Origin of the sequence: Pseudomonas sp. HN11 (genome assembly GCF_021390155.1) — a bacterium.
Taxonomy (GTDB): Bacteria; Pseudomonadota; Gammaproteobacteria; order Pseudomonadales; family Pseudomonadaceae; genus Aquipseudomonas.
This window is the reverse complement of the sequence record NZ_CP089985.1, coordinates 255,213-281,030: the sequence shown is the minus strand read 5'-3', so window position 1 is coordinate 281,030 and position 25,818 is coordinate 255,213. Positions and strand designations below refer to the sequence as shown.

Annotated in this window: 23 protein-coding genes and 1 pseudogene; 17 read left to right on the top strand and 7 right to left on the bottom strand. The window is 60.2% G+C overall.

Translation table 11 applies throughout. The features are described from left to right. Positions 1 to 24 precede the first annotated feature (24 nt). Positions 25 to 2,925 carry an aminotransferase gene (locus LVW35_RS01320; RefSeq protein ID WP_233893337.1) on the bottom strand — a complete coding sequence of 967 codons (2,901 nt, stop codon included), beginning with the start codon at positions 2,923 to 2,925 and terminating at the stop codon, positions 25 to 27. A gap of 141 nt (positions 2,926 to 3,066) precedes the next feature. Here LVW35_RS01320 and rfbB point away from each other — a divergent pair, with 141 nt between their 5' ends. Genes rfbB through LVW35_RS01285 form a run of 7 tightly spaced genes read left to right on the top strand, consistent with a single transcriptional unit; the run spans position 3,067 to position 10,129 of the window. After that, positions 3,067 to 4,149, top strand: a complete 1,083-nt coding sequence (gene rfbB / locus LVW35_RS01315) for a dTDP-glucose 4,6-dehydratase (RefSeq protein WP_233893336.1) — start codon at positions 3,067 to 3,069, stop codon at positions 4,147 to 4,149. Beyond that, complete coding sequence (rfbA, locus tag LVW35_RS01310) at positions 4,146 to 5,021, top strand: glucose-1-phosphate thymidylyltransferase RfbA (protein WP_233893335.1); 876 nt, start codon at positions 4,146 to 4,148, stop codon at positions 5,019 to 5,021. The genes rfbB and rfbA overlap by 4 nt, the downstream gene beginning before the upstream one ends. Beyond that, positions 5,018 to 5,563 (top strand): dTDP-4-dehydrorhamnose 3,5-epimerase, encoded by a 546-nt coding sequence (rfbC, locus tag LVW35_RS01305; protein WP_233893334.1) that lies wholly within the window; start codon positions 5,018 to 5,020, stop codon positions 5,561 to 5,563. The genes rfbA and rfbC overlap by 4 nt, the downstream gene beginning before the upstream one ends. Further along, a complete protein-coding gene (rfbD, locus tag LVW35_RS01300) occupies positions 5,560 to 6,429 on the top strand; it encodes a dTDP-4-dehydrorhamnose reductase (RefSeq protein WP_233893332.1) in 870 nt (289 codons plus the stop codon). The genes rfbC and rfbD overlap by 4 nt, the downstream gene beginning before the upstream one ends. Before the next feature lie 36 nt (positions 6,430 to 6,465). Beyond that, positions 6,466 to 8,274, top strand: a complete 1,809-nt coding sequence (locus tag LVW35_RS01295) for a sensor histidine kinase (protein ID WP_233893330.1) — start codon at positions 6,466 to 6,468, stop codon at positions 8,272 to 8,274. Further along, positions 8,271 to 9,647 carry a sigma-54-dependent transcriptional regulator gene (locus LVW35_RS01290; RefSeq protein WP_233893329.1) on the top strand — a complete coding sequence of 459 codons (1,377 nt, stop codon included), beginning with the start codon at positions 8,271 to 8,273 and terminating at the stop codon, positions 9,645 to 9,647. The genes LVW35_RS01295 and LVW35_RS01290 overlap by 4 nt, the downstream gene beginning before the upstream one ends. 26 nt (positions 9,648 to 9,673) lie before the next feature. Further along, positions 9,674 to 10,129 (top strand): YiiD C-terminal domain-containing protein, encoded by a 456-nt coding sequence (locus LVW35_RS01285; protein WP_233893327.1) that lies wholly within the window; start codon positions 9,674 to 9,676, stop codon positions 10,127 to 10,129. A gap of 21 nt (positions 10,130 to 10,150) precedes the next feature. On the opposite strand, the gene cysQ is transcribed toward LVW35_RS01285, so the two are convergent. Then, complete coding sequence (gene cysQ, locus LVW35_RS01280) at positions 10,151 to 10,987, bottom strand: 3'(2'),5'-bisphosphate nucleotidase CysQ (RefSeq protein ID WP_233893326.1); 837 nt, start codon at positions 10,985 to 10,987, stop codon at positions 10,151 to 10,153. After that, positions 10,984 to 11,550 carry an ADP compounds hydrolase NudE gene (gene nudE, locus LVW35_RS01275; RefSeq protein WP_233893325.1) on the bottom strand — a complete coding sequence of 189 codons (567 nt, stop codon included), beginning with the start codon at positions 11,548 to 11,550 and terminating at the stop codon, positions 10,984 to 10,986. Before nudE ends, cysQ begins: the two co-directional genes overlap by 4 nt. Positions 11,551 to 11,637: 87 nt before the next feature. Here nudE and yrfG point away from each other — a divergent pair, with 87 nt between their 5' ends. Next, on the top strand, positions 11,638 to 12,300 hold the full coding sequence (yrfG, locus tag LVW35_RS01270) for a GMP/IMP nucleotidase (protein WP_233893324.1): 663 nt from the start codon (positions 11,638 to 11,640) through the stop codon (positions 12,298 to 12,300). Between the two features lie 58 nt (positions 12,301 to 12,358). On the opposite strand, the gene lysM is transcribed toward yrfG, so the two are convergent. Further along, complete coding sequence (lysM, locus tag LVW35_RS01265; protein WP_233893323.1) at positions 12,359 to 12,799, bottom strand: peptidoglycan-binding protein LysM; 441 nt, start codon at positions 12,797 to 12,799, stop codon at positions 12,359 to 12,361. A 132-nt stretch (positions 12,800 to 12,931) separates the two neighbouring features. Between lysM and LVW35_RS01260 the strand changes: the two genes are divergently transcribed. The 4 genes from LVW35_RS01260 (at position 12,932) to LVW35_RS01245 (ending at position 17,784) form a co-directional block, all read left to right on the top strand. Next, positions 12,932 to 13,819, top strand: coding sequence for a LysR family transcriptional regulator (locus LVW35_RS01260; RefSeq protein WP_233893322.1), 888 nt, complete (start codon positions 12,932 to 12,934; stop codon positions 13,817 to 13,819). A gap of 97 nt (positions 13,820 to 13,916) precedes the next feature. Then, a complete protein-coding gene (gene fdhD, locus LVW35_RS01255; RefSeq protein WP_233893321.1) occupies positions 13,917 to 14,756 on the top strand; it encodes a formate dehydrogenase accessory sulfurtransferase FdhD in 840 nt (279 codons plus the stop codon). Beyond that, positions 14,753 to 17,101, top strand: coding sequence for an FdhF/YdeP family oxidoreductase (locus LVW35_RS01250; protein WP_233893320.1), 2,349 nt, complete (start codon positions 14,753 to 14,755; stop codon positions 17,099 to 17,101). Before fdhD ends, LVW35_RS01250 begins: the two co-directional genes overlap by 4 nt. A 203-nt stretch (positions 17,102 to 17,304) precedes the next feature. Then, positions 17,305 to 17,784, top strand: a complete 480-nt coding sequence (locus LVW35_RS01245; RefSeq protein ID WP_233893318.1) for a glycine zipper domain-containing protein — start codon at positions 17,305 to 17,307, stop codon at positions 17,782 to 17,784. A 25-nt stretch (positions 17,785 to 17,809) separates the two neighbouring features. Here the strand turns inward: LVW35_RS01245 and LVW35_RS01240 are convergent, their stop codons facing one another. Together LVW35_RS01240 and LVW35_RS01235 are read right to left on the bottom strand one after the other, a co-directional pair. Next, positions 17,810 to 18,241, bottom strand: coding sequence for an acyl-CoA thioesterase (locus LVW35_RS01240; protein ID WP_233893316.1), 432 nt, complete (start codon positions 18,239 to 18,241; stop codon positions 17,810 to 17,812). 22 nt (positions 18,242 to 18,263) lie between these two features. After that, the gene (locus LVW35_RS01235) at positions 18,264 to 20,201 is read right to left on the bottom strand and encodes a RecQ family ATP-dependent DNA helicase (protein ID WP_233893314.1); all 1,938 of its coding nucleotides are present in this window, start codon (positions 20,199 to 20,201) and stop codon (positions 18,264 to 18,266) included. A gap of 163 nt (positions 20,202 to 20,364) precedes the next feature. Between LVW35_RS01235 and LVW35_RS01230 the strand changes: the two genes are divergently transcribed. The 5 genes and pseudogenes from LVW35_RS01230 to LVW35_RS01210 all read left to right on the top strand — a co-directional run bounded on the left by LVW35_RS01230 (position 20,365) and on the right by LVW35_RS01210 (position 24,077). Beyond that, complete coding sequence (locus LVW35_RS01230) at positions 20,365 to 21,414, top strand: S8 family peptidase (protein WP_233893312.1); 1,050 nt, start codon at positions 20,365 to 20,367, stop codon at positions 21,412 to 21,414. 114 nt (positions 21,415 to 21,528) lie between these two features. Beyond that, the gene (locus LVW35_RS01225; protein ID WP_016979054.1) at positions 21,529 to 21,699 is read left to right on the top strand and encodes a YhfG family protein; all 171 of its coding nucleotides are present in this window, start codon (positions 21,529 to 21,531) and stop codon (positions 21,697 to 21,699) included. Further along, positions 21,699 to 22,298: a putative adenosine monophosphate-protein transferase Fic gene (locus LVW35_RS01220; RefSeq protein ID WP_233893310.1), complete on the top strand. Its 600-nt coding sequence runs from the start codon at positions 21,699 to 21,701 to the stop codon at positions 22,296 to 22,298. Before LVW35_RS01225 ends, LVW35_RS01220 begins: the two co-directional genes overlap by 1 nt. Before the next feature lie 555 nt (positions 22,299 to 22,853). Beyond that, positions 22,854 to 23,210 carry a DUF1493 family protein gene (locus LVW35_RS01215; protein WP_326489607.1) on the top strand — a complete coding sequence of 119 codons (357 nt, stop codon included), beginning with the start codon at positions 22,854 to 22,856 and terminating at the stop codon, positions 23,208 to 23,210. Positions 23,211 to 23,239: 29 nt separating this feature from the next. Further along, positions 23,240 to 24,077: pseudogene (locus tag LVW35_RS01210) on the top strand (EamA family transporter). A gap of 57 nt (positions 24,078 to 24,134) precedes the next feature. Here the strand turns inward: LVW35_RS01210 and LVW35_RS01205 are convergent. Then, complete coding sequence (locus LVW35_RS01205) at positions 24,135 to 25,676, bottom strand: phosphoenolpyruvate carboxykinase (protein WP_233893308.1); 1,542 nt, start codon at positions 25,674 to 25,676, stop codon at positions 24,135 to 24,137. Positions 25,677 to 25,818: the final 142 nt, after the last annotated feature.

Here is a 25,818-nt window from a genome sequence, read left to right as displayed (position 1 = left end):
AAATAGCCGATAACAATCGGTTAATTACAAGCGTTCATCCAGCACCTTCGACAGCATGTCGACAAAAAAATCCACGCTGCGTTTGCTCGTGACCATCGGCGGCTTGATCTTGAGGATATTCAAATAATCACCCGTGGGCTGCATGAAGATCCCCAGTTCCCGCAGCCGGTTACACAGCAGGGCAGTCTCTTGGGTGGCAGGTTCCAGGGTTTGCCGGTCTCGCACCAATTCCAGGCCAAGGTAAAAACCGGAACCGTGGACGGCGCCTACCAGCGGGTGACGATCGATCAACTCTTCCAGGCGCGCTTTGAAATGCCCGCCAACCACTTGGGCGTTTTCCCACAGTTTTTCTTCCTCCATCACATCCAGCACCGCCATGCCGATCCGGCAACTGACCGGGCTGCCGCCCGAAGACGAAAAGAAATACCCCTCAGCTTCCAAGGCCTCGGCTATTTCACGCCGGGTGATCACCGCGCCCAACGGCTGGCCGTTGCCCATGCCCTTGGCCATGGTGATGATATCGGGCACCACGCCCTGCTCTTCAAAGCCCCAGAAGAAATGCCCCATGCGGCCGTAGCCCACTTGTACTTCGTCAGCGATGCACACACCGCCCCTGGCGCGGACAAGCGCGTACACCTGCTGCAAATACCCCGGCGGTAACGAAATCCCGCCAGCATTGCCATACACCGGCTCGCAGATAAAGCCCGCCAGTTGGCGTTTGCTCTCGGCAATTTTCGCCAGGTTGTGTTCCACGCTTCGTACGTAATCAGACGCACTGTCCTGCCCACGAAACACGCCGCGATAGGTATTGGGTGCAGTCACCGGGTGCACCCAGTCCGGGCGGCTGCTCAATGCCTGGGGGTTGTCGGCAGTCGAGGTGGACACCGCGTCCGCTGCCACCGACCAACCGTGGTACGCCTCCAGCACGCTGAGCATGTCGCGTCCGCCGCTGTAGGCCCAGGCCAGGCGAATAGCCAAGTCGTTGGCCTCGGTTCCGCTGTTGACCAGGAATACGCGGTCCATGCCCTGCGGTGCCAACGCCAGCAAGCGCTCGGAAAAGTCAGCAATCGCCGCGTAGTGAAAGCGTGAGTTGGTGTTGAGCAGCGACCACTGTCGCGCTGCCACCGCCGCCATGCGCGGATGGCCATGGCCCAGCACGGCGACGTTATTGAGCATGTCCAGGTAGGAGCGGCCCTGCATGTCGATCAGGTGATTGCGCCAGCCACGTTCAATGCGCGGCGGGTCAACGTAATAATGCTTCTGCGAACGGGCGAAGCTGGCATCGCGACGCGCCAGCAGGGCTTCGGGGTCCAGTTCGGGCTCGGCATCGCAGGCCAATCCCAGGAGCGTCGCCGGTGATGGGCACAGCGCTTGCCATGCCTGTGCACGGGACGGCGTGCAGAACAGCGGCGCCGGCAGCTCGGAACAGCACAATTGCACAGTCAGTGGGCCTTCAACCTCACCGATCACCTGGCCCTTGAGCACTGTGGCCCCAGGCTGCAACAACGCTTTCATGCCCCAAAGCCGCACGTTTGCTTCGCTGTTGTGCACCTGCAGTTCGCCGTTGGCACCCGCTCGCAAAACACCTGCAAATGGGGCTTCGACGGATGTGCCCAACGGAACGCACAGTTCCACATGCAAGGGGAAGGTCTCTGGCTCCTTGGCGCTGTCGGGGCGGGTGCGCGACAAACGGTATTGCCCATATCGACTTGCCGCCAGCCCATGCACTGCCGCCGCATCCAGCAGCATTCGCTGATCGATGCCGGGTTGCTCCCAGTTTCCGGCCTCGAAATGCGGGCTGAGCACGCCCAGGTCGATCAATGCGAATTCACGTCCGACCAACCCCGGCAGCAACGGCGCAAAGCCTTGACTGGCGATCGGCGTCGGCGCCTGCCCGACACAACACAGAATCGCCGCCTCCATCAATTCAAAAGGAACTGAGGTGGCCACATGGAAAATTTCCCACTCATGCTCGGCGTTTTTCAGCAGGTAGCTGTTATCCGGATCCAGGCGTTGCTGCTGCTCGCTGCTCAATACCAACACCGCCGCACGGGCGACGACCAGCGGCCACAACGCCTGCAATTCTGTAGGCTGCAATGGGGTCACCGCGTGACAGGCCTGGATCGCCGGCAAGATGGCAAATGGATCGCCCTCGGCATGGTGCAGCAGTGCGGCGCAGGTTACCGACAAGTCGGCAATGCGCCAGGTGTGCACCAGGTCGCCGAAGTCGATCACGCCCTGAAGTTGCCAGTGACGCTGTGCATCACGCTGCCACACCACATTGTCATCAGTGATGTCCATGTGCACCGCTTGCCACGGCAGTTGCTCGGTCAAAGGACGGATGCGCTTCCCAACCTGTTCGGCCACCTGTTCAAGCGCAGGGCGGTGCGGCAGGTTCTCAAGTGTCGTTAGCAAGTGGTTGATCAATTGCAGCGCATGGCGCGGGTCCCATTGCAGCGTGCGGTCCAGCCCCGGATGCTCGAACGATGCCAGCGCCTGGCTCATCCGACCACACAGGTCACCAAAACCTGCGATCACCTCACGCCCCAAGTGGGGCAGATGGGTCAACGGCTGACCATCGATATAGTCAAGAACCCGCATATGCAGAGCCTGGCCGTCGAAGGTCAGGGTCAACAGCTCTTCACCCGTCAAAGCCTTGACGACCTTGGGCACCCGCACAGCCTGCAGGCTATTGAGTGCGGCGTGCTGGGCGTGCAGTTCAACAGCGTCGTAGTCGCCCCGGCAGATTTTCAGAACAAACCGGCCGCGAGGGCTGTCGACTTTGTAGTTGAGGTCTTGCTGGCTGCCCAATGATTGCAAGGCGCCAGTTAGGCCGTAATGTTGCTCAAGCAATTGAGCCGCCTGATCAGGGCTCACTTGCGGGCAGGGTAGACTGGCGCGATGGATCAGGGTGGCGAGCGGCATGGGGTTGGCCTCGGCTTTTTCAGGCGTGTATATCGCCATTGTTTAGGGGGGTTAGGCAACCCCTGATGCATGCCCACCTGCCAGGCGTCGCAACACAGGCTATGCTCGCTAATCGTCCGTCTAAGGAAAAGGGCCCCCGACATGCGCATTCTCATTACCGGTGGCGCCGGTTTTATCGGTTCTGCTTTGGTACGTCACCTGATTCAGCACACAGAGCACGAAGTGCTCAACCTGGACAAGCTCACCTACGCTGGCAACCTGGAATCGTTGACCCGTATCGCGTCCAACAGCCGATACGAATTCGTCCAGGCCGACATCAACGACCAGCCCACCGTCAGCGCTGTGCTGGCGCGTTTTGAGCCCCAGGCGATCATGCACCTGGCCGCCGAGTCCCATGTCGACCGTTCGATTGACGGCCCGTCAGACTTTATCCAGACCAACATCGTCGGCACTTACAGCCTGTTGGAAGCCGCGCGGGGCTATTGGCAAACACTCGCCGGTCCAGAAAAAAAAGCCTTCCGGTTCCACCATATTTCTACCGACGAGGTGTACGGCGACCTGCATGGTGTGGACGACCTGTTCACCGAAACCACGCCCTATGCGCCCAGCTCGCCCTACTCCGCGAGTAAGGCAGCGTCCGACCATCTGGTTCGCGCCTGGCAGCGCACCTATGGCCTGCCGGTACTGCTGACCAACTGTTCGAACAACTACGGACCGTTCCACTTCCCCGAAAAACTCATCCCGCTGGTCATTCTCAATGCCCTCGCGGGCAAGCCCTTGCCGGTCTATGGTGATGGTTTGCAGGTGCGCGACTGGCTGTTCGTCGAAGACCACGCCCGCGCATTGCTCAAGGTGGTGACCGAAGGCGCAGTAGGCGAAACCTACAATATCGGCGGCCACAACGAACAAAAGAACATCAACGTCGTGCGACAGATCTGCGCCTTGCTGGAAGAACTGGCGCCACGGCATCCAGCGGGTGTGCAGAAATACGCCGACTTAATCACGTTCGTCAAAGACCGCCCCGGCCACGATTTGCGTTATGCAATCGACGCCAGCAAGATCGAACGAGAGCTGGGCTGGGCGCCCGAGGAAACCTTTGAAACCGGACTGCGCAAGACCGTGCAGTGGTACCTCGATAATCTGCAATGGTGCCGCAGGGTCCAGGACGGCAGTTATCAGGGCCAACGATTGGGCAATACCGACATGAGGGATCTGATCGCATGATGAAAGGAATCGTATTGGCCGGCGGCTCCGGCACTCGTCTTCACCCCATCACCCTGGGTGTGTCCAAGCAACTGCTACCGGTCTTTGACAAGCCGATGATCTACTACCCGATCTCGGTGCTGATGCTGGCGGGTATCAAGGAAATCCTGGTGATCTCCACCCCGGCGGACCTGCCGCAATACCGCAACCTACTGGGCGACGGCAGTCAGTTCGGCGTAACGTTCAGTTACGCAGAGCAGCCCACGCCAGATGGACTGGCGCAAGCCTTCCTGATTGGCGAGAAGTTCATTGGCAAAGACCCGGTATGCCTGATCCTTGGCGATAACATCTTCCACGGTCAAAGCTTCAGCGCGCAGCTGCATGCAGCGGTTAAACGCGACAAGGGCGCCACAGTGTTTGGCTACTGGGTAAAAGATCCGGAACGTTTTGGCGTGATCGACTTCGACAGCGAAGGCCGTGCCTTGTCTATCGAAGAAAAACCAGCGGTGCCTAAATCAAGCTATGCCGTGACCGGTCTGTATTTCTATGACAACGACGTGATCAGCATCGCCAAGGCGGTCAAACCCTCTGCCCGTGGGGAGCTGGAGATCACCGATGTCAACAACGCCTACCTGCATCGAGGCGACTTGCAGGTGGAACGCTTTGGCCGAGGCTTCGCCTGGCTGGATACCGGCACCCACGACAGCTTGCTGGACGCCTCGCAATACGTGCAGACCATCGAACGGCGCCAGGGCCTGAAAGTGGCATGTCTTGAAGAAATCGCCTACGGCAATGGCTGGATCGACCGCGACCACCTGCTGGAACGTGCCAGGTACTTCGGCAAGACCGGTTATGGCCAATACCTCTACTCACTGGCTGGAGACAACCAGTGAACGTCATCGAAACCTCACTGCCCGGTGTGCTGATCATCGAACCCAAGGTGTTCGGCGATGAGCGCGGCTTCTTCTACGAAAGCTTCAACGCACGGGCCTTTGAAGAAGCCGCCGGGCTCAAGCGCCAGTTTGTCCAGGACAACCACTCACGTTCGCAAAAAGGCGTGCTGCGAGGTCTTCATTACCAACTCGAACACACCCAGGGCAAGCTGGTGCGCGTCACCGCCGGTGAAGTGCTGGATGTGGCTGTCGATATCCGCCGAAGCTCGCCGAATTTTGGCCAGTGGGTGGGGGTACGTTTGTCTGCCCAGAACCATCGGCAACTATGGGTACCGGAAGGTTTCGCCCATGGATTCGTGGTACTGAGCGAACACGCCGAGTTCCTGTACAAGACCACTGACTACTATCAGCCCAGTGCCGAACGCAGCATCCTGTGGAATGACCCTACCCTGGCCATCGACTGGGAGCTGACCGAGGCACCACGCTTGTCCGCCAAAGACCAGGCCGGCAAACCCTTGCTGGAGGCCGACTTGTTCCCATGAAGATCTTGATCACCGGCCAACAGGGCCAAGTCTCCCGCGAACTGCAAGGTCGGCTCCAGGGCCTGGGCGAACTCATCGTCCTGGGTCGTGACCAGCTCGACCTGGTCAACACCGACCAGATCCGCGAGCAAATCCGCGCCCATCGCCCCGACCTGATCATTAATGCCGCCGCCCACACTGCGGTCGATCAAGCCGAAAGCGAACGGGAGGTGGCGTTCGCGATCAACGCCATCGCCCCCGGGGTTCTTGCCGAGGAAGCCAAGGCCTTGGGCGTCCCGCTGATCCACTATTCCACCGACTATGTATTCGACGGCAGCAAACCGGCGCCCTACACCGAGGCTGACACGCCGAACCCGTTGGGCGTCTACGGGCAGAGCAAACTGGCCGGCGAGCAAGCGATAGCCGCCGTTGGCGGCCAATACCTGATTCTGCGCACCAGCTGGGTCTACTCCAACCATGGCAAGAACTTCCTGCTGACCCTGCAGCGCTTGCTGCAGGAGAAGCCGCAGATGCGCATCGTCGCTGACCAGATCGGCGCGCCGACCTGGGCCGGCAGCATTGCCAACAGCACGCGTGCGTTGATCGAGCGCTGGCAAGCAGGCAAAGCAGGGGAATGGGGCATTTATCACCTGACCGCGCAAGGCGAAACCTCCTGGTTCGGTTTTGCCGAGGCCATTGGCGCGCACGTGCGTCATCAAGGCAGAGCCTGCGCCGAACTTGAGCCGATCCCTTCCAGCGCTTACCCGACGCCCGCCAAGCGTCCGCTGAACTCTCGCCTCGACTGCAGCCGCCTGCAGCAGCAATGGCACGTCAGCCAGCCACTCTGGCAAAACGCATTGCGCGAGTGTCTTGCACAGCAGCACTAGGCATAATGCGCCTGTACCCACAGGCGCACGACTCCTATGACTCCACCCCTCCCGCGAAGACCCCGCTGGCGCAGCCTCGCTTTGTTGGCATTGTGCCTGGCCCCGCTGCTGTGGCCGCTGGAGCACTTGGCCGAGCGTTATTACCGCAGCGAGCTGGCCGGGCAGAACCGCCAGACCCTCGACCTGTACGTGGCCAACCTGCTGGGCACGCTGCACCGCTATGAAGTGCTGCCACAAATCCTTGGCGACCTGCCGGCCCTGCGTATTGCATTGGACGCGCCTCAGGTCAGTACCAACCTGGTCAACGCCAACCTGCTGCTCAAGGACGTCGCGGCCCAGGCCGGGGTGGAGGTGATGTACCTGATGGACACCACCGGCAAGACCCTGGCGGCGTCGAACTGGGATAAACAAGACAGCTTTGTCGGACGCAACTTCTCGTTCCGACCGTATTTCAGCGAAGCCATGGCCGGGCGCCTGGGGCGTTTTTTCGGCCTGGGCACTACCTCGGCCAAGCGCGGTTACTTCTTTGCCGCCGCCGTGCGCGATGGCGATACGATCATCGGCGTGCTGGTGGTCAAGGTCGACCTGGACCACACCGAAAGCCTGTGGGGCAACACCCCGGAACAACTGCTGGTCACGGACCATAACGGCGTGGTGATCCTGACGTCGCGTCCGCAATGGCGATTCCGCGCCACCCGGCCGCTGACTGCTGAAGAGCGCCGGGCCATCATCGCCATCCAACCCTACCCGACCCGCGATCCGCAGCCGCTGAGCCTGAGCAACACCGCCTGGCTGCGCCAATCCACAGCCATCGCCGAGACCGGCTGGAACGTAGAGATTCTCGCGCCGCAATCGCTGATCAACCGACCGGTGCGCACCGTGGTTGCCGTGGGCGGCGCCACGCTCTTGGTATTGATGCTGTTGCTGGGGTTGATGATGCAACGTCGCCGCCATTACCTGGAGCGCATCGCCTTTGAAGCCAAGGCCCGTCGCGAACTGGAAGCACGGGTGGTCGAGCGCACCAGTGACCTGGAAGGCCTCAACCGTCGGCTGAAACAAGAAGTGCTGGAGCGCGAACACGCCCAGCAGGAACTGGTGCGTGCCCAGGATGACCTGGTGCAGGCGGGCAAATTGTCGGCACTGGGCACCATGTCGGCGAGCATCAGCCATGAACTCAACCAACCGCTGGCGGCGATTCGCAGCTACGCGGAAAACGCCGAAATCCTGCTCGACCATGAGCGCACCACGGATGCCCGGGGCAACCTCAAGCTGATCAGCGAACTGACCGGGCGCATGGCGTCGATCATTGCCCACTTGCGCGCCTTCGCCCGTCGCGACCGCCATGCGCCCGAGAGCGTGGCCCTGCAACCGGCGCTGGACGATTCGCTGGCATTGCTGGCCAAGCGGCGACGCTCGATGGAGGTGGAGTTGGTCCGCGATTTGCCGGAAGCGACCCTGTGGGTCCAGGCTGGCGAAACGCGCTTGCGCCAGGTACTCGGCAACTTGCTGGCCAACGCCCTCGACGCGCTCACTGAAAAAGGCCCGCCGCGCAAACTGTGGTTGAGTGCCGAAACCACTGAACAGGGCGTCAACCTGTACATTCGCGACAACGGTCCGGGTTTTTGCATGGAAGCCCTGGGTCGCGCCAGCGAGCCGTTCTACACCACCAAGACGCGCACGCAAGGCCTGGGGTTGGGTCTGGCGATTTGTGACACCCTGATGCGTGCCTTCGGCGGCGAACTGCTGTTTGCCAACCACAAGGAAGGCGGCGCGCTGTTAACCTTGAAATTGCGTGCCGGTGCGCCGGGCGTCAGTCTGCAACCGTCCGAGGACCGCAGTGTATGAGTATCGATAACCAGATTCAGGTGGTGTTGATCGACGACGATCCACACCTGCGTCAGGCCCTGTGCCAGACCCTGGACCTGGCCGGGCTGAAAGTCCTGGCACTGGGCGAAGCCGCCGGCCTCACGGCGCGACTGCCCCGCGATTGGCCGGGCGTGGTGGTCAGTGACATTCGCATGCCTGGCATGGACGGCCTGGAGCTGCTCGCCGAGCTGCACGGTCAGGATCCGGACCTGCCCGTGCTGCTGATCACCGGCCACGGCGATGTGCCACTGGCGGTGCAGGCGATGCGCGCCGGTGCCTATGATTTCCTGGAAAAACCCTTCGCCAGCGACGCCCTGCTCGACAGCGTGCGCCGTGCCCTGGCCCTGCGCCGCCTGGTGCTGGACAACCGCAGCCTGCGCCTGGCACTGAGTGACCGCCAGCAATTGAGTACGCGCCTGGTGGGGCACTCGCCACAGATGCTGCGGCTGCGCGAGCAGATCGGCGCGTTGGCGGCGACCAAAGCCGATGTGCTGATCCTCGGCGAAACCGGCGCCGGTAAAGAGGTGGTCGCACGGGCACTGCACGATCTTTCCAGCCGTCGTAGCGGTCCGTTTGTAGCAATCAACGCAGGCGCCTTGGCCGAGTCGGTGGTAGAAAGTGAACTGTTCGGCCATGAGCCCGGCGCCTTTACCGGCGCGCAAAAACGCCGTATCGGCAAGTTCGAGTTTGCCAACGGCGGCACCTTGTTTCTCGATGAAATCGAAAGCATGAGCCTGGATGTGCAGGTCAAATTATTGCGCCTGTTGCAGGAGCGGGTGGTCGAGCGCCTGGGCGGCAATCAACTGATCCCGCTGGATATCCGAATCATCGCTGCCACCAAGGAAGACCTGCGCCAATCCGCCGACCAGGGTCGCTTCCGTGCCGACTTGTATTACCGCCTCAACGTCGCGCCGCTGCGCATTCCACCCCTGCGCGAGCGCGGTGAAGATGCTTTGATGCTGTTCCAGCACTTCGCCGATGAGGCCAGTAGCCGCCACGGTTTGCCGCTGCATGAATTGCAACCGGGCCAGCGCGCACTGCTGCTGCGCCACAGCTGGCCGGGCAATGTGCGCGAATTGCAAAATGCCGCCGAACGCTTTGCCTTGGGCCTGGAGCTGGCGCTGGATGCCACGGAGGATAATCCGGCCGCCGGTGTGCTGAAGTCCACTTCGGGCGGCCTGAGCGAACAGGTCGAGCAGTTCGAAAAAAGCCTGATCGCCGCCGAGCTGACCCGCCCCCACGGCTCGATGCGCAGCCTCGCCGAAGCGTTGGGCGTACCGCGCAAGACCCTGCACGACAAACTGCGCAAACATGGCCTGAACTTCGCCAACCAAAGTGGCGATGACGAATGACTGCCCCCACTCACCAAGAGCCCCCCATGAGCCGCGACAGCCGTTACCTGGAATCCATTCTTCACCACGACATCCCCCTCACCCGGGAAATGGGCCTCAAGGTGCTCGATTGGCAACACGGGCAATTACAGTTGCACCTGCCCTTGCAAGCCAACATCAACCACAAGAGCACCATGTTCGGTGGCAGCCTGTATTGCGGCGCGGTGCTGGCGGGCTGGGGGTGGCTGCATTTGCAGTTGCGTGAAGAAGGGATTGAAGACGGGCATATCGTGATTCAGGAGGGGCAGATCAGTTATCCGCTGCCCGTCACGCGGGATGCGACCGCTATTTGCGCGACGCCGGAGGAAAAGGTGTGGAAGCGATTTGTAGCGACGTACAAGCGCTATGGCCGAGCGCGCTTGACGTTGGAAACTTGGATTGTGAATAAAGAAAGTGAGGAGCGAGCGGTAGCCTTCACCGGCCAGTACGTATTGCACCGCTGACCGCCCCTCCCACCTTTGGCCTTAGGATCTGGCCAGGGTCAGCAAGCGCTCACGCCACGCAGCCTTGGCCGGCAAAGCCAAAAAGAACGGGTTCAACAACGATGCCCGCGCCGGGTAGCTGAACGGCTCACCGCTCAACTCCAACACCTCGCCTCCCGCGCCTTCCAGTACACCCTGGGCTGCAGCGGTGTCCCACTGCGACGTCGGCGCCAGACGCGGGTAGCAATCGGCGCTGCCCTCGGCCAACAGGCAGAACTTCAACGAGCTGCCGATATTCGCCAGCTTCAACGCGCCCAGGCCTTCACTCAGGCCATCCAGCAAACGCTCCTGCTCCGGGCTGGAATGCCGACGGCTGGCGACCACGATAAACGACTCGCCCGCAGCCGGAGCTTCACGCACCTGGATCTGCTTGGGTGCTTCATTCACATCCGAGCGCCAGGCGCCCAAGCCCGCGCCACCGAAGTAGCAACGGCCACTGGTAGGCATCGACACCACCCCAAACACCACGCGCCCCTGTTCGATCAGGGCAATGTTCACGGTGAACTCTTCGCTGCCGGAAATAAATTCCTTGGTGCCGTCCAACGGGTCCACCAGCCACCAGCGCTGCCAACCGGCGCGCACGCTCTGGTCGATATCGGCATCTTCCTCGGACAGCACCGGGATGCTTGGGTCCAATGCCGTCAGGCCTGACAGGATCAGGTGATGCGCAGCCAAGTCCGCGGCTGTCACCGGCGAATCATCGGCCTTGGTGGTCACGGCCACATCGGCGCGCCAGTGCGGCAATATCACTTCACCGGCCTGACGCGCCAGTTCGATCACAGGGGCAATAAACGGGTGGCCTAAAAACAGTTCGCTCATGCGGTAAACGCTCCACGCTGGGTCAGCAGGTCTCGTACCAGGTACAACGCGGCCAAGGCGCGGCCTTCGCTGAATTGCTCGTTTTGCGCAAGCATCGACAACTCACGCAGGTTCACCCGGTCCACACGCATCGGCTCAGGTTCATCGCCTTCCAGGCGTTCTTCATAGAGGTCGGTGGCCAGTACCACCTGGATTTTCTGGTTCATGTAGCCGGGAGACAACGAAAGTTCTGTGAGGTGTTCCAACTGCCGTGCGCCATAGCCGGCCTCCTCCTTGAGTTCGCGGTTTGCTGCCGCCAATACGTCCTCGCCGGGCTCGATCAACCCTTTGGGCAAGGACAATTCATACTCATCAGTACCGCCGCAGTATTCTTCCACCAGCAACGCATGCTCCGCGTCGATCATCGCCACGATCATCACCGCACCGTAGCCGGCACCGCGGCCCACCAGGCGCTCATAGGTTCGTTCAACGCCATTGGAAAAGCGCAATTGCACTTCCTCCACGCGGAACAAACGGCTACTGGCGACTATTTCGCGGGCGAGGACGGTGGGTTTCTGGCGCATAAGCGGCTCCTTGGCGTGATCGGGTTACTATACCGTGGCTTTTCCGATTGTCTGTGTCGGATATCTTTACTTACATGAGAACGCCCCATGCCCTCTTTGCCCTGGCACGCCATCGACACTGTCCTGCTGGACATGGACGGCACCTTGCTCGACCTGCATTTCGACAACCACTTCTGGATGGAACACCTGCCCCAGCGCTACGCCGAGCTGCACGGAGTGAGCCGCGCCATGGCCGAGATGGAGTTGCAGCCGCTGTTCGAGCGTAATGCTGGGCAGTTGCAATGGTATTGCCTGGATTTCTGGAGCGCGGAACTGAAGATCCCGGTACGCGAACTCAAGCTGGAAACCGCCCACCTGATCGCTCTGCGCCCGGATGCGGACACCTTCCTGGCGGCGATCAAACAGGCTGGCAAGCGTGTGATCCTGATCACTAACGCTCACCGCGATTCACTTTCTTTGAAATTGGAACGCATTGAACTGGCGCCGTATTTCGAACGGTTGATCAGTTCCCATGACTACGGTTTCGCCAAGGAGAACCCGCAGTTCTGGGACGCCTTGCAAGCCGACATTCACTTCGACCCGGCCCGCAGCTTGTTTATCGACGACACCTTGCCGATCCTGCGTAGCGCCCAGGCATTTGGGATCGGGCATTTGCTGGCGGTGAAGGAACCGGACAGCCAGAAGGGGCCAAAGGACACGGCGGAGTTTGCCGCCGTCGACAACTACCGCGACCTCATTGCCGGACTCTAAACCCATGTGGGAGCGGGCTTTCACGAGCAAGCCCGCTCCCACATTTTTTGCTCCGTGCTTATTCAGGAATACGCAGTGTCTGCCCTGGGTAAATCTTGTCCGGATGCGCCAACAACGGCTTGTTGGCCTCGAAGATCTTGTTGTACTGATTGGCGTTGCCATACACCGCCAGGGAAATTGCGCTCAGGGTGTCGCCCTTTTTCACCACGACGAAGCGGGCGGCAGCCACTGCCGGGCCGGAGACGGTAATCTGGTCATCCACGCTGGCTACGCCGGCAATATTGCCCAGCGCCAGCAGAATCTTCTCTTTCTCTTCCTGGGTGGCGACTTCACCGGTCACTGTCACCTTGTCGCCATCTACCGTGGTCTGCACATTCGGATTACCCAGCCCCACCTTTGAAACGTGCTCCTTCAACTGCTCACTGGCGTTTGCATTACCCGGCGTCAACAGGTCGACAATCTTTTCGCCGGCTTCCTTGATAAAGCTGAAAATGCTCATAGTGCGCTCTCCTTGGGATTTGAATTCCAGATGCCCAAGACTAGACCAGTCCTGAAGAGTTGGGTTCCAACCCGGCCCAAGACCCAAACGCGCTAGAATCCCCCCGCCATTGGAATAAGCCCCGGAGCGAAGATGGACATCAAACAGCTGAAATTCCTCATCGCCCTCGACGAAACCCGTCACTTCGGCCAGGCAGCGGCGCGTTGCCACATCACCCAACCGACGCTGTCGATGCGTCTGCGCAATCTCGAGGAAGAGCTTGATCTTCCCTTGGTCAATCGTGGTCAGCGCTTCGAAGGTTTTACTGCGCCCGGCGAGCGGGTATTGGCCTGGGCACGCACAGTGCTGGCAGCCTATGACGGCCTGCAGGCGGAAGCGGCGGCCTGTCGCGGCAACCTCGTAGGTACGTTGCGCCTGGGCGTGGTGCCGCTGTCGAGCTTCGATCCCTTGGCGTTGATGCAACAGCTGCACAAGGAACATCCGAGCCTGCGGTTCGAGCTGTCGGCACTGAGCTCCGAACAGATCCTTGAACAATTGGCGAGTAACCGGCTGGACCTGGGCGTGTCCTACCTGGAACGCCTGGACAACGAGCGCTTCGACTCGTTGGCCCTGAGCGAAACCCGCATGGGTTTGCTCTATGACCAGCGCTTCTTCAGTTTCGGTGACACGCCGCTGAGCTGGGAAGCGTTGATCGAACTGCCGTTGGGCATGCTCACGAGCGGTATGCACTTTCGCCAGTCCATCGACCATAACTTCCACAGCCGTGGACTCAACCCGCAACCGCTGCTGCAGACCGATGCCGTCCATCAATTGTTACAAGCAGTACACGGCGGACTGTGTTGCGCGGTAATGCCGCTGGATGGCGGTCTGGACGCACTCACCGAGCACCTGCGCCTGCAGCCGATCGAAGATGCCCGTACCCTCGCGCGCCTGGGGCTGATCATGCGTCGCAGCGCTCCACGCTCCGCACTGGCCGAGGCATGCTTCGCGCTGTATCAGAAATCACAAAACGAATCTTGATCGACGTCATCTATCGGTAGATCAGTACTGGCAATTAGACGCGACGCTTTGTCGCGCCTAGTCTAAACACTGATCAATCCGCCGGTGGTACTGCCCCATGAACGCCAAGCGCCCAGTTTGCGCGGCGCCCGCTCCCGAAACGCCAGCGCCCGCCGCCAGCCAGAGCTATCAATATTGCAATCTCGAGCACACTGAATCCGCCAGCACAGCCTTGGCGGAAGAAGTGGCGTTGGCGATTGCCTACAACGAGATCAGCCAAGCGGTGATGCTGGTAACGCCGACGGACTTGGAAGACTTTATTGTTGGTTTCAGCATTGGTAGCGGAATTATCGCCGACGTTAGCGACATTTATGATCTGAAACTTAGCGGTTCGGGCTCAGCCCAATACGCGCAGGTGCAGATTTCCAGCCGCGCCTTCTGGAACCTCAAGCAGCAGCGCCGCCAGCTGGCCGGCACCAGCGGCTGCGGCTTGTGCGGCGTGGAAGCCGTTGAACAGGCCTTACCAGACCTTAAGGTATTGCCTGGCGCGCCCTTGCCGCCCCCCGAGTGGCTCGATGGCCTGCGCCAACGCATCAGCGCCTTTCAACCCCTGGGCCAATACAGCGGCGCCGTGCATGCGGCTGTGTTCATGAACGGCCAGGGCGAGTTGTTGCTTGGTCGTGAAGACATTGGCCGACACAACGCCCTGGATAAATTGATCGGCGCCTTGATCCGCCAAAAGATTCCGACCGAAGGCGGCCTGGCGATTGTTACCAGCCGCTGCAGCCTGGAGTTGATCCAGAAAGTCCTGCGCGCGGGCATCCAGACCCTGGTCAGCTTGTCGTCGCCTACCGGCCTGGCTCTGCAATGGGCCCGCCGACATAACCTCAATCTCATCCACCTGCCGCAGAAAAATGCGCCGCGGGTCTACAGCCCTGCGATGGAGAACCAGCCATGAGCCAGCATCACCAAGCCGACCAAACCCCGACCCCGCGCTACAAGCCCTACAAAGGCCCGGCCGGTGGCTGGGGCGCACTGATCAGTGTGGCGCAGGCCTGGCTGACCAGCGACAACGCGCTGAAAAACCTGCGCATGATGCTCAAGACCAACCAGAACGGCGGCTTTGACTGCCCGGGCTGCGCCTGGGGCGACTCGCCGGAAAGCGGCATGGTCAAGTTCTGCGAGAACGGCGCCAAGGCGGTCAACTGGGAGGCCACCAAGCGCCGTGTCGACGGTGCCTTCTTCGCCAAGCACAGCGTGACTGCCCTGCTCGAGCAAAGCGACTACTGGCTGGAATACCAGGGCCGCCTGACCGAGCCGATGCGCTACGACGCCGAAACCGACCACTACAAACCCATCAGCTGGGAAGCGGCCTTCGATCTGGTCGGCAAGCATCTCAACGCGCTGCCGAGCCCGGACATGGCCGAGTTCTACACCTCGGGTCGCGCCAGCAATGAAGCGGCTTACCTGTATCAACTGTTCGTGCGCGCCTACGGCACCAACAATTTCCCGGACTGTTCGAACATGTGCCACGAAGCCAGCGGCGTGGCCCTGGCGCAAAGCGTGGGCGTCGGCAAAGGCACCGTGACCTTTGATGACTTCGAACATGCCGATGCGATTTTCGTCTGGGGCCAGAACCCCGGCACCAACCACCCGCGCATGCTCGAACCACTGCGCGAAGCGGTCAAACGCGGCGCGCAAGTGGTGTGCATCAACCCACTGAAAGAGCGCGGCCTGGAACGCTTCCAGCACCCGCAACACCCGCTGGAAATGCTCACAAACGGCGACAAGCCGACCAACACTGCCTACTTCCGCCCGGCGCTGGGTGGCGACATGGCGATCCTGCGCGGCATGGCCAAGTTTTTGCTGCTGTGGGAACGCCAGGCCCAGGCCGAAGGCACGGAAGCGGTGTTCGACCACGACTTCCTCAACGAACACACCGCCAACGTGCTGGATTATCTGGGCAAGATCGACGACACCTCTTGGGATGAAATCGTCGAGCAGTCCGGCCTGACCCTGGTGGAGATCGAGCAAGCGGCGCGCATGTACGCCAAAGGCAAAAACGTGATCATGTGCTGGGCCATGGGCATCACCCAGCACCGCCACTCGGTGCCGACCATCCAGGAAATCGCCAACCTGATGCTGTTACGCGGCAATATTGGCCGCCCAGGCGCCGGCCTGTGCCCGGTGCGTGGTCACAGTAACGTGCAGGGCGACCGCACCATGGGCATCAATGAGCGTCCGCCCGTGGCGTTCCTCGATTCCCTGGAGCGTCGATTCCAGTTCCAGGTGCCTCGCGAAAACGGGCACAACGTGGTCGAAGCCATCCACGCCATGCTCGAAGGCCGCTCCAAGGTATTTATCGGCCTGGGCGGCAACTTCGCCCAAGCCACACCGGACAGCACGCGCACCTTTGAAGCGCTGCGCAATTGCGACCTGACGGTGCAAATCAGTACCAAGCTCAACCGCAGCCACCTGATGCACGGTAAAGACGCGCTGATCCTGCCGTGCCTGGGCCGTACCGACATCGACATCCAGGCAGACGGCCCGCAAGCGGTGACGGTGGAAGATTCGTTCAGCATGGTCCATGGCTCCAACGGCCAACTGCAGCCGCTGTCGAAGCTGATGAAATCGGAGCCGGCGATTCTGGCGGGCATCGCGGCCGCGACGCTGGGCAGTAAACCGGTGGACTGGAACTGGCTGGTGGCCGATTACAGCCGCATTCGAGACCTGATTGCCGACACCATTCCTGGCTTCAAGGACTTCAACGAGAAGATCAAAAATCCAGGCGGCTTCTACCTGGGCAACTCCGCGGGTGCACGCCGCTGGAACACGCCGTCGGGCCGCGCCAACTTCCGCCCGAACATCCTGCCCAAAGACCTGATCCACGAACGCACCCACGCCACCGGTCGCGTGCCGGACCTGATCATGCAATCAATGCGCTCCCACGATCAGTACAACACCACCATTTACGGCCTGGACGACCGCTACCGTGGCGTCAAGGGCCAGCGTGACGTGCTGTTCGTCAACGAAGCCGACATCATCCGCCTGGGCTTCAAGCCGGGACAGAAGGCCGACATCGTGTCGCTGTGGGAAGACGGCCGCGAGCGCCATGTGAAGGGCTTTACCTTGCTGGCGTTTGATATTCCGGCTGGGCAGGCTGCGGCTTATTACCCCGAAGTGAACCCGCTGGTGCCGCTGGAAAGCACGGGTGATGGCAGCCATACACCGACGTCGAAGTTCGTAGCGATCCGGTTGGAAGCGGCGAGCGACAATGGCCTGATCATGGCGCGCTCTGCATAAATCTTCGGGCACAAAAAAAGCCGCTTTTGCATAAAAAGCGGCCGTTCCGAAGTAGATAAAGACTCTCGGAATCAACTTAAGTTCCCCAACCAAAACAGTAACTTAGCGAATTGTGTACAACTCGTGTTACTGGTCGGATTTCTATTGTCACCATTCCGATACAGCCTCAGGATCGCGCGGTCATCCCCTTGAGGTTTCCCCTAATGAAGTTCTCCTCGATTCTCTTGTTGTCCCTTGGCCTGGTCAGTGGCGCAGCCATGGCCGGTGGCACCACCGAAGCCGGTGTGGGCGGCGCATTGGGCGGGGTTCTAGGCTCGGTTGTCGGCCAGCAGATCGGCGGCAACACCGGCTCGACCATCGGCGCAGCCCTGGGTGGCGCAGGCGGCAGCGCGGTGGGTGCGGACAAACGCAGCCGTGGTGAAGCGGCCATTGGCGGCGCTCTGGGCGCAGCGGGCGGCAACGTAGTGGGCCGCAGTGTCGGCGGCAGCACCGGTGCACTGATCGGTTCAGCAGCCGGCGGTGGTGCGGGCGGTGCGCTGGGTAACTACATGGGCAACAAGAGCGATGACGATGATCGTCGCTCCCGTGGGCGTGATTACCGTCGCTATGACCGCGATGATCACCGTGGCCGCGGGCATGCCTATGGCCATCGCAAGAACAAGCATCACTACCGTCACCGTTAAGGCCTGAGGGTGTAGGCGTTCGCGCCTACACCACCAACCGCTGCAACGCCTCGCGCAACATCCCCGGAATCGTCACCGGCTGGTTCGAGCCTCGATCCACAAACACATGCACAAAGCGCCCCGCCGCACAGGCCTCGTCCTCGCCTGACTTAAAAACTGCCAATTCGTACTGCACCGAGCTGTTACCCAGCTTGCCCACCCGCAGGCCTATTTCGATACGTTCGGGAAAAGCAATCGAGGCGAAATAGTCACACGCTGAACTCACCACGAACCCCACGACTTCGCCGTCATGAATATCCAACCCACCTTGCTCGATCAGGTAGGTATTCACCGCCGTGTCGAAGAAGCTGTAGTAGGTCACGTTGTTGACATGGCCATACACATCGTTGTCATGCCAGCGCGTAATGATCGGCTGGAAGTGCAGGTAATCGGCGCGTTGCGGCACTGAGTCAGGCATCGGGTCATCTCGTTAAAGTGAGTTACAGGTCATTCAAATGGGCCTGGGCCCACTCGCGTACCTCGGCATACGGGTAATCTTCCAGCGCAGCAAAACCCGGAATGCCCCGCGCCTTCAACTTGGTAAACAACGGCACACTGATGCCCCCGAGGAAACGCGTCAGGCGTTCCGCCCCAGGCAGGCGGCCGGTGTGTTCATGATGCCTGTGGATAAAATCACCGCACAGCCCCATGAAGCTTTTATCCACAAGCGAGGACAAACCTGGCGGTGGTGGAAGGTGTGCAACGCGGCCGTGGCACACCGAGCAATGCCCACAACGTTGGGGGGCGTTTTCATCGCCGAAATAATCTGCCAAGCGTTGACCGAGGCAGTGTTCGGTGGCGAATAGATCCAGCATGGCGTGAATCCGTGCGACCTCACCAACCTCGTGCTGTTTGAAGCCTGTGTATAACTCTTTGCTCAATACATCAGGGTCAAACTCGGTATCAAGCAGGCTGTAGACCTCCGTCATCTGCTTGCTCTCAAGCTCAATCAGGCCTTGCTCCTGGAAGTAATCCAGCGCCTTTACCACCCGGCCGCGCTCGGCATTATGCTGTTGATAAAGTGCGTCAAAATCCACCGTCGCCCAAGTCTTGGCCCTTTTGCACACCTGGATGATCGCCGCGACAAACTGCTGCCGCTCGCCGGAGAAGCGCGCGAGCAAGGCCTCGGGTTCGATCAGGTACTTGAAACGGTACTCGGCATAAAACGCATAGCGCGGTGCAATCACGCCCTTGAGTTCCAACTGCACCAGCAGCGTCTTCAACGGCAGCTCGCGGATGTTGCTGTGGTCCGACAAGGACCTGAGCAAAAACTCCCACTGCCCCTCGGCCCGAGCGGTCCGCAACTCTTCCAGCACCCGCCGAATACCCTCCTGCTCCGGTGTATCGCCGTACACGAAGTTCTCCAACACATTGAGGCTGTCGCGGTTGGCCAATACCAGGCAGTCCGAGGGCTGCCCATCACGTCCCGCGCGACCTATTTCCTGGCTGTAGTTCTCGATGGATTTGGGCAGATCGAAGTGCACCACATTGCGGATATCACTCTTGTCGATGCCCATGCCGAACGCGATGGTGGCGACGATGCAATTGGAGCGCCCACCCATGAAACGCTGCTGGATACCCTCGCGCTTATCGTGGGGCAAACCCGCGTGATAGGCCTCGGCCTGGATGCCGTTGCGATTCAAATGCTCAGCGATCTGCTCGGCGGTTTTCTGCAGGGTGACGTAGACGATGCTCGGTTGATCAGTGCGCTCACTCATCCACTGCACCAACCGGCGACGCTTGTCCGCACCGCTGACCGGCTCCACCAACAGATTGAGATTGGGTCGGTAGAAGCCCGTGGTGACCACATCACCCGGCGCAATGGCGAACTTCGCCTGCATGTCGGCAATCACCTTAGGCGTCGCTGTAGCCGTCAACAGCAGCGCTTGTGGGATATTGAACTGACGCTGGTAGTCCGGCAGCTTCAAATAGTCCGGACGGAAGTTGTGACCCCACTCAGAAATACAGTGCGCTTCGTCCACCACCAACAGTGAGATCCGCACGCTCTGCAGGAAGTTACGAAAGCGCTCGTTCTTCAGACGCTCCACGGAAATCATCAGGATTTTCAGCTCTCCGGAACGCGCGCGAGCCATCACCTCATTGGCGTCCTCGCGACTCTGGGCCGAACCGATACTGCCTGCCGAGATGCCGTGGCGTTGCAAGAAACCCAGCTGGTCCTGCATCAACGCCAACAGCGGCGACACCACCAACGTCAGGTTAGGCAGCAGTACCGCCGATAGCTGATAGCACAGGGACTTGCCCGACCCTGTTGGAAAAATAGCCGCCGCCGAGCGACCGGCCAGTACGGCACTGATTGTTTCTTGCTGGCCCAGACGAAACTGTGGATAACCGAAGACCTGTTGGAGGGTGTCGTGCATAGCTGTCACTCCGTTGACCGCTGAGGGAGTAAAAAACATAGATCAGCGATCAAGAAAAGGTCGGGGATAAACGCTACAAACTGATACAGAGAAAACCAGCAAGCCCGCGTAAAAACGAAGACAGTAACACGCCAGATCACCTACCCCCGACAAGGAGTCGTGGATGTCTCGATGCACCCTGTTTTCATTGCAACACCTCGCCGTGTTCACGCTGCCGTTGTTGCTGCTGGGCTGTGTAGCCGCTCCCGCCCCAATGCCTGTCGAACCGGACACACAGCGTTTTGAAACGCCCGAATACTTCGAGCAAAAAGCCCTGCCCATTGTCAAAGCATCCTCCCTCTATGCGCGGGGCGGTACCGGCCAGGGCGTAAAAGTCGCGCTGATTGACTCAGGTCTCAACCAGGCGCTGCCCGAGTTTCACGGGCGTGTGGCCGATCCGGGCTATGACTTCGTGACACAGCAGCCAGGCATCCTTGACATCAAGGGCCACGGCACCCAGATGGCCGGCATTCTCGCCGCGAACAAGAACGACCAGGGCATCCACGGCATCGCCTTCAACGCCCAGTTGATCCCTATGCGTTTCGGTGATGACAAGGAACCGTTCTACTTCGACAGTGAAATCGCCCAGGCCTGGGAGCGCGCCTATACCAAGGGCGCACATATTTTCAGTAACTCATGGGCTAACCCCATTGAAGCCAACACCAACGAGGTTCCCGTCTATGAGCGCCTGATGGGTGACTCATTGGAAGTGGCAAAAAAGCTGGTGGCCGAAGGCGCTGTATTCGTTTTCTCAACGGGTAACGAGGTCAAGCGTGAGCCGCTCGCCGAACCTGGCCTTCCCGCACTGGTGCCCGAGCTGGAGAAAGGCTGGATCGCCGTCATGGCCCTCAAGAATGACGGAACGGCCATCAATCTCAAATCCAATTATTGCGGGCTCGCGGCACGCTGGTGCATCGCGGTGCCAGGGGGCGATGGTGGCGCAGGGTTGCTGACCACCAACAAGGATGGCAGCTACGGGCCAACCGCCGGCACCTCGCCGGCCGCCGCCCTGGTCAGTGGCGCTTTGGCGGCACTGCAAAGCCGCTTTCCCGAAATGACACCGCAACAAGTGCGGGAGCGCCTGCTCAGTACGGCAAATCGAACCGGAATCTATGCCAACACCGAAGCCTATGGGCGAGGCTTGATGGACCTCGACGCAGCCTCGCGTCAGTAGCCATCGCTCAAACAGACAATGCCCTACTGGGACGCATTGATATGATTTTTTCTCCGGCCTGCCCTCTGAAGCATTGCGCTACAATAAAGCCTTGCTACCCAGGAGTACGCTGCCATGAGCGAACCGACGTTTGAGCAAAAACAGGATCACTACCACAAGATCCGCCGTTCCAATTACCTGGCCAGCCTGCGCCTGGAAGGGTTCGACACCCAGCCGGCCGACGTCGACAAACCCCTGCCGACCCGCGAAGCCGTCCTCGCCAAGTATCGCAACACCCCACGCTGATGCTCGACAAATACGGGGTGGGCCAGGATCCGTACTGCTACCCCGGTAGCGGCGTCCTGCGTAACCGCCTCGATTTGCATGACGAAGCCCGCCTGCACCAAGCCGAACGGGAATTATCCGAAATCGCCGTAGGCAACCTCCCCCTCTTCCCGCCGCCCTACGACCTCGACCGACTGCAACACATCCACCGCACCCTGTTCGGCGACCTCTACGATTGGGCCGGCGAACTGCGCAGCGTCAACATCCAGAAAGGCGACACGCTGTTCTGCACCCCGGCACGCATCCCGCCGGAAGCGGCGAAGATCATCCGGCGTATGCAAGAGGCCAACTGGTATGTGGGTGTGAGTCAGGCTGAGCTGATCACGCGGATTGCCGAGGCCTACGGCGACCTCAACGTCATCCACCCCTTCCGCGAAGGCAACGGCCGGGCGCAACGGATCTTGTTCGAACAGATCATCGTGAACGCGGGTTTTTCGGTGAACTGGTGGCTGGTGAAACACGCGGCGTGGATACCGGCGAATATTGATGCGGTGGCGTGTGATTATCGGGGGTTGGAGGCGATTTTTGAGCGGTGTGTGAGTCGGCCTGTTGGCAACTGATCACACCAGCTCGACCCATACCAGTCACACGTTTTGCTGTTAAGTCGTTGATAGCCACAAATCCCGGAAAGCCCTGTAAGAAACCGCGCAACGCCTCGACATCCTATTCCGAAACTGATTAAAACTCCTGCCCGGCCCTCTACAAAACTCGCCTTTCCGTGACTGAAACTAGCGCCCTTTCAACAGCTGCCGGCAAACACCCGTGAACATCGAAAGGACTCAACATATCCGCCAAGACTCTACAGCGCTAGAGTGGCCAAGACGATGAGCGAATACACCCACTGGATCTATCTGCTGCTCCTCCTCGCGCTGGCCGCCATAATCGAGAGGACAATAAAGTTGCCCGTACTAAGGAAGTGGTTTGGACTCTGCCTCTTGATAACCGGCCCAATAGTTCCGTTGTATGCCACTTCCTGGATCAGAGGGGCAAAGCTTGAAAGTCTGCCGATAGTTCTCTTTGTGACAGGCATAGGGATGTTGAGCACTCAGAATATCTATTGCCAAGTAAAAGCCCGCAAAGTAAAAGCCAATCACCCATTCCTGCGTGCCCCCACCATGAACCTCGCCCCCAACTTCCCCGAAGACCCCGTCATGCAGCAACTCCTGCAACTGCTGCATGAAGAAATCGGCCTGCCGAAACACAAGACGATCCGCCTGCAAACCTCAATCAATTTCGACCTCGGCTGCGACGGCAGCGAGGCCAAGCAACTGATGGATGCACTGGAACAGGAATTTGCGCTCGACCTGGGCGACTTCGACACTTATCGTTACTTCAACCCACCGGTGTTTGATGTATTTCTCAAACGCCGCGCCAAGGGCCGCGGCGAAAAAGTACCGCTGACCCTCGGCATGCTTTACCTGGCCATAAAGACCCACAGCTGGGACACGCAGACGCTGGAAAACCTGAGCTGAACCACTAAGGACCTTACATGGACGTAATGATGGGCCTGCTGGCCGCCCTGCTCTGGGGTGGTACGGATTTTCTCGTGGGCCTCAACGCCCGCGCCGTGGGTGTCAAACGCGCGGTGTATTTCGGCCAAGCCCTGGGTTTCCTGATCATGACCCTGCTGTTGGTCATTCTCCCGAGCTTGCTGTTCAAAGCCCTCGACGCCGCGCTGAGCGTCTGGCTCCTGGGCATCGCCGCCGCCCTGCTCACTGTCTCCGGCGCCCTGGCGCTGTCCAAGGCCTTTGCCCTTCGTCGCGCCGCTGGTGACGTCCTACGGTGTGGTGACCACCTTGTTCTCCTGGGCCAGCGGTGAGCACATCAGTCTCACACAACTGGGCTGCATCGCCGTGTGCGTAATCGGCGTGATCCTCTCCAGCATCCACAAGGACAACGGCGTCCCTCACAACAACCCTCGCCAGTCGATCGCCTACGCCATGCTCGCCGCCTTGCTATATGGCACCAGTTTCTGGCTGCAAGGCCGCTACACACTGCCGGCGCTGGGGCCCATCACCATGCTCTGGCTCGGTTACCTGGTGGGGCTGTGCGTGTTAGTGGCGATGGTGCTGAAAATAAAGGACGGCCTGAAAATCCCGCCGCTGAAAAACTGCGCGACGCTGACCGGGGCGAGCTTGATGAACCTGGGTGGATTCTCGGCGTTTTCCTGGGGGGCGATGGCGGGGTCGGTGTCAGTGGTGACGGTGATCAGTACGTTGTCTGGCGGGATTGCGGCGATTCTGGGGTTTGTGTTTTTCAAGGAGCGGTTGTCGGCTGTGCAGGTGTTGGGAGTTGTGCTGGTACTGGCCGGCGCGGTGGTTCTGCACGTCGCCAACTAAGCGTTCGCGCACAAAAAAGCCGCCTACAAGAGGCGGCTTTTTCACAACAACCGAATCTTACAACTTAGGACCCGCCGCCTTGATCGCATCGCTCACTTCAAACTTCTTGAAGTTCTCGATGAACAGACCCGCCAGCGCCTTCGCCGCTTCGTCGTAGGCAGCTTTGTCAGCCCAGGTGTTACGTGGGTTCAGCAGGCCGGTTTCAACGCCCGGTACGGCCAGTGGCACGTCGAGGTTGATGGTGTCGAGGTGTTCGGTTTCTGCACCGATCAACGCGCCGCTCTGGATCGCGGCGATGACGCCGCGCGTGGTCGGGATGTTGAAGCGGTTGCCGACACCGTAGCCGCCACCGGTCCAGCCGGTGTTGACCAGGTAGACCTTGGAACCGAAGCCGCGGATGCGCTTGATCAGCAGCTCAGCGTATTCGCCGGCCGGACGCGGGAAGAACGGTGCGCCAAAGCAGGTGGAGAAGGTCGACTTGATGCCGCCGCCGGAACCCATTTCGGTCGAGCCCACCAGCGCGGTGTAGCCGGACAGGAAGTGGTAGGCCGCTTGTTCTTCACTGAGGATCGACACCGGCGGCAGTACGCCGGTCAGGTCGCAGGTCAGGAAGATCACCGCGTTTGGCTCGCCGCCCAGGTTCTTCTCGGAACGTTTGGCAACGTGCTCCAGCGGGTAGGCCGCACGGCTGTTCTGGGTCAGGCTGACGTTGGTGTAGTCGGCGTGCTTGGCCTCGTCGATCACCACGTTTTCCAGCACGGCGCCGTGCTTGATGGCTTTCCAGATGACCGGCTCGTTCTTCTCGGACAGGTCGATGCACTTGGCATAGCAACCGCCTTCGATGTTGAACACCACACCTTCGCCCCAGCCGTGTTCGTCGTCACCGATCAGGTAACGGCTTTCGTCGGCGGACAGGGTGGTTTTGCCGGTGCCCGACAGACCGAAGAACAGGGTCACGTCGCCTGCTTCGCCGATGTTGGCGGCACAGTGCATTGGCAGCACGTCGGAAGCCGGCAGCAGGAAGTTCTGCACCGAGAACATGGCTTTTTTCATTTCACCGGCGTAACGCATGCCGGCGATCAGCACTTTCTTCTGAGCGAAGTTGAGGATCACGCAACCGTCGGAGTTGGTGCCGTCACGCTCTGGCACGCATTCGAAGTTGGCCACGTTGAGCACTTGCCACTCTTCACGACCGGCCGGGTTGTACTGGGCCGGGTTGATGAACAGGCAACGACCGAACAGGTTCTGCCACGCAGTCTGGGTGGTCATTTTCACGGCCAGGTAGTGGTCTTCGGCAGCCCCTACGTGAACATGGGAAACGAAATGCTCTTGCGCGTTATTGAATGCCTCGACGCGAGCCCACAGGGCATCGAACTTGTCGGCCGGGAACTTGCGGTTGATCGGGCCCCAGGCGATGGAAGCCTGGGTGGTAGGCTCTTCAACGATGAAACGGTCGACCGGCGAACGGCCAGTACGGTGACCGGTTTCGACGACCAGCGCGCCAGTATCGGCGAGCACGCCTTCACCACGCTGCAGGGCTTCTTTAACCAGATCGTCAACACTCAGATCGGTGTATACGGCGTTGTTGGCTTGCGTCATGAGGTTCCCCGTCGGCCTATGGCCGAGTGCTCCAAACGTTTTGTAGTAGAAAGTTGCGCACTACTACCGCGAAAAAAGTGGGCCGGATTATGCCAGAAAAGCCCAAAAAGAGTAGGGCCCTCCCGTCAGAACTGCGCTAATC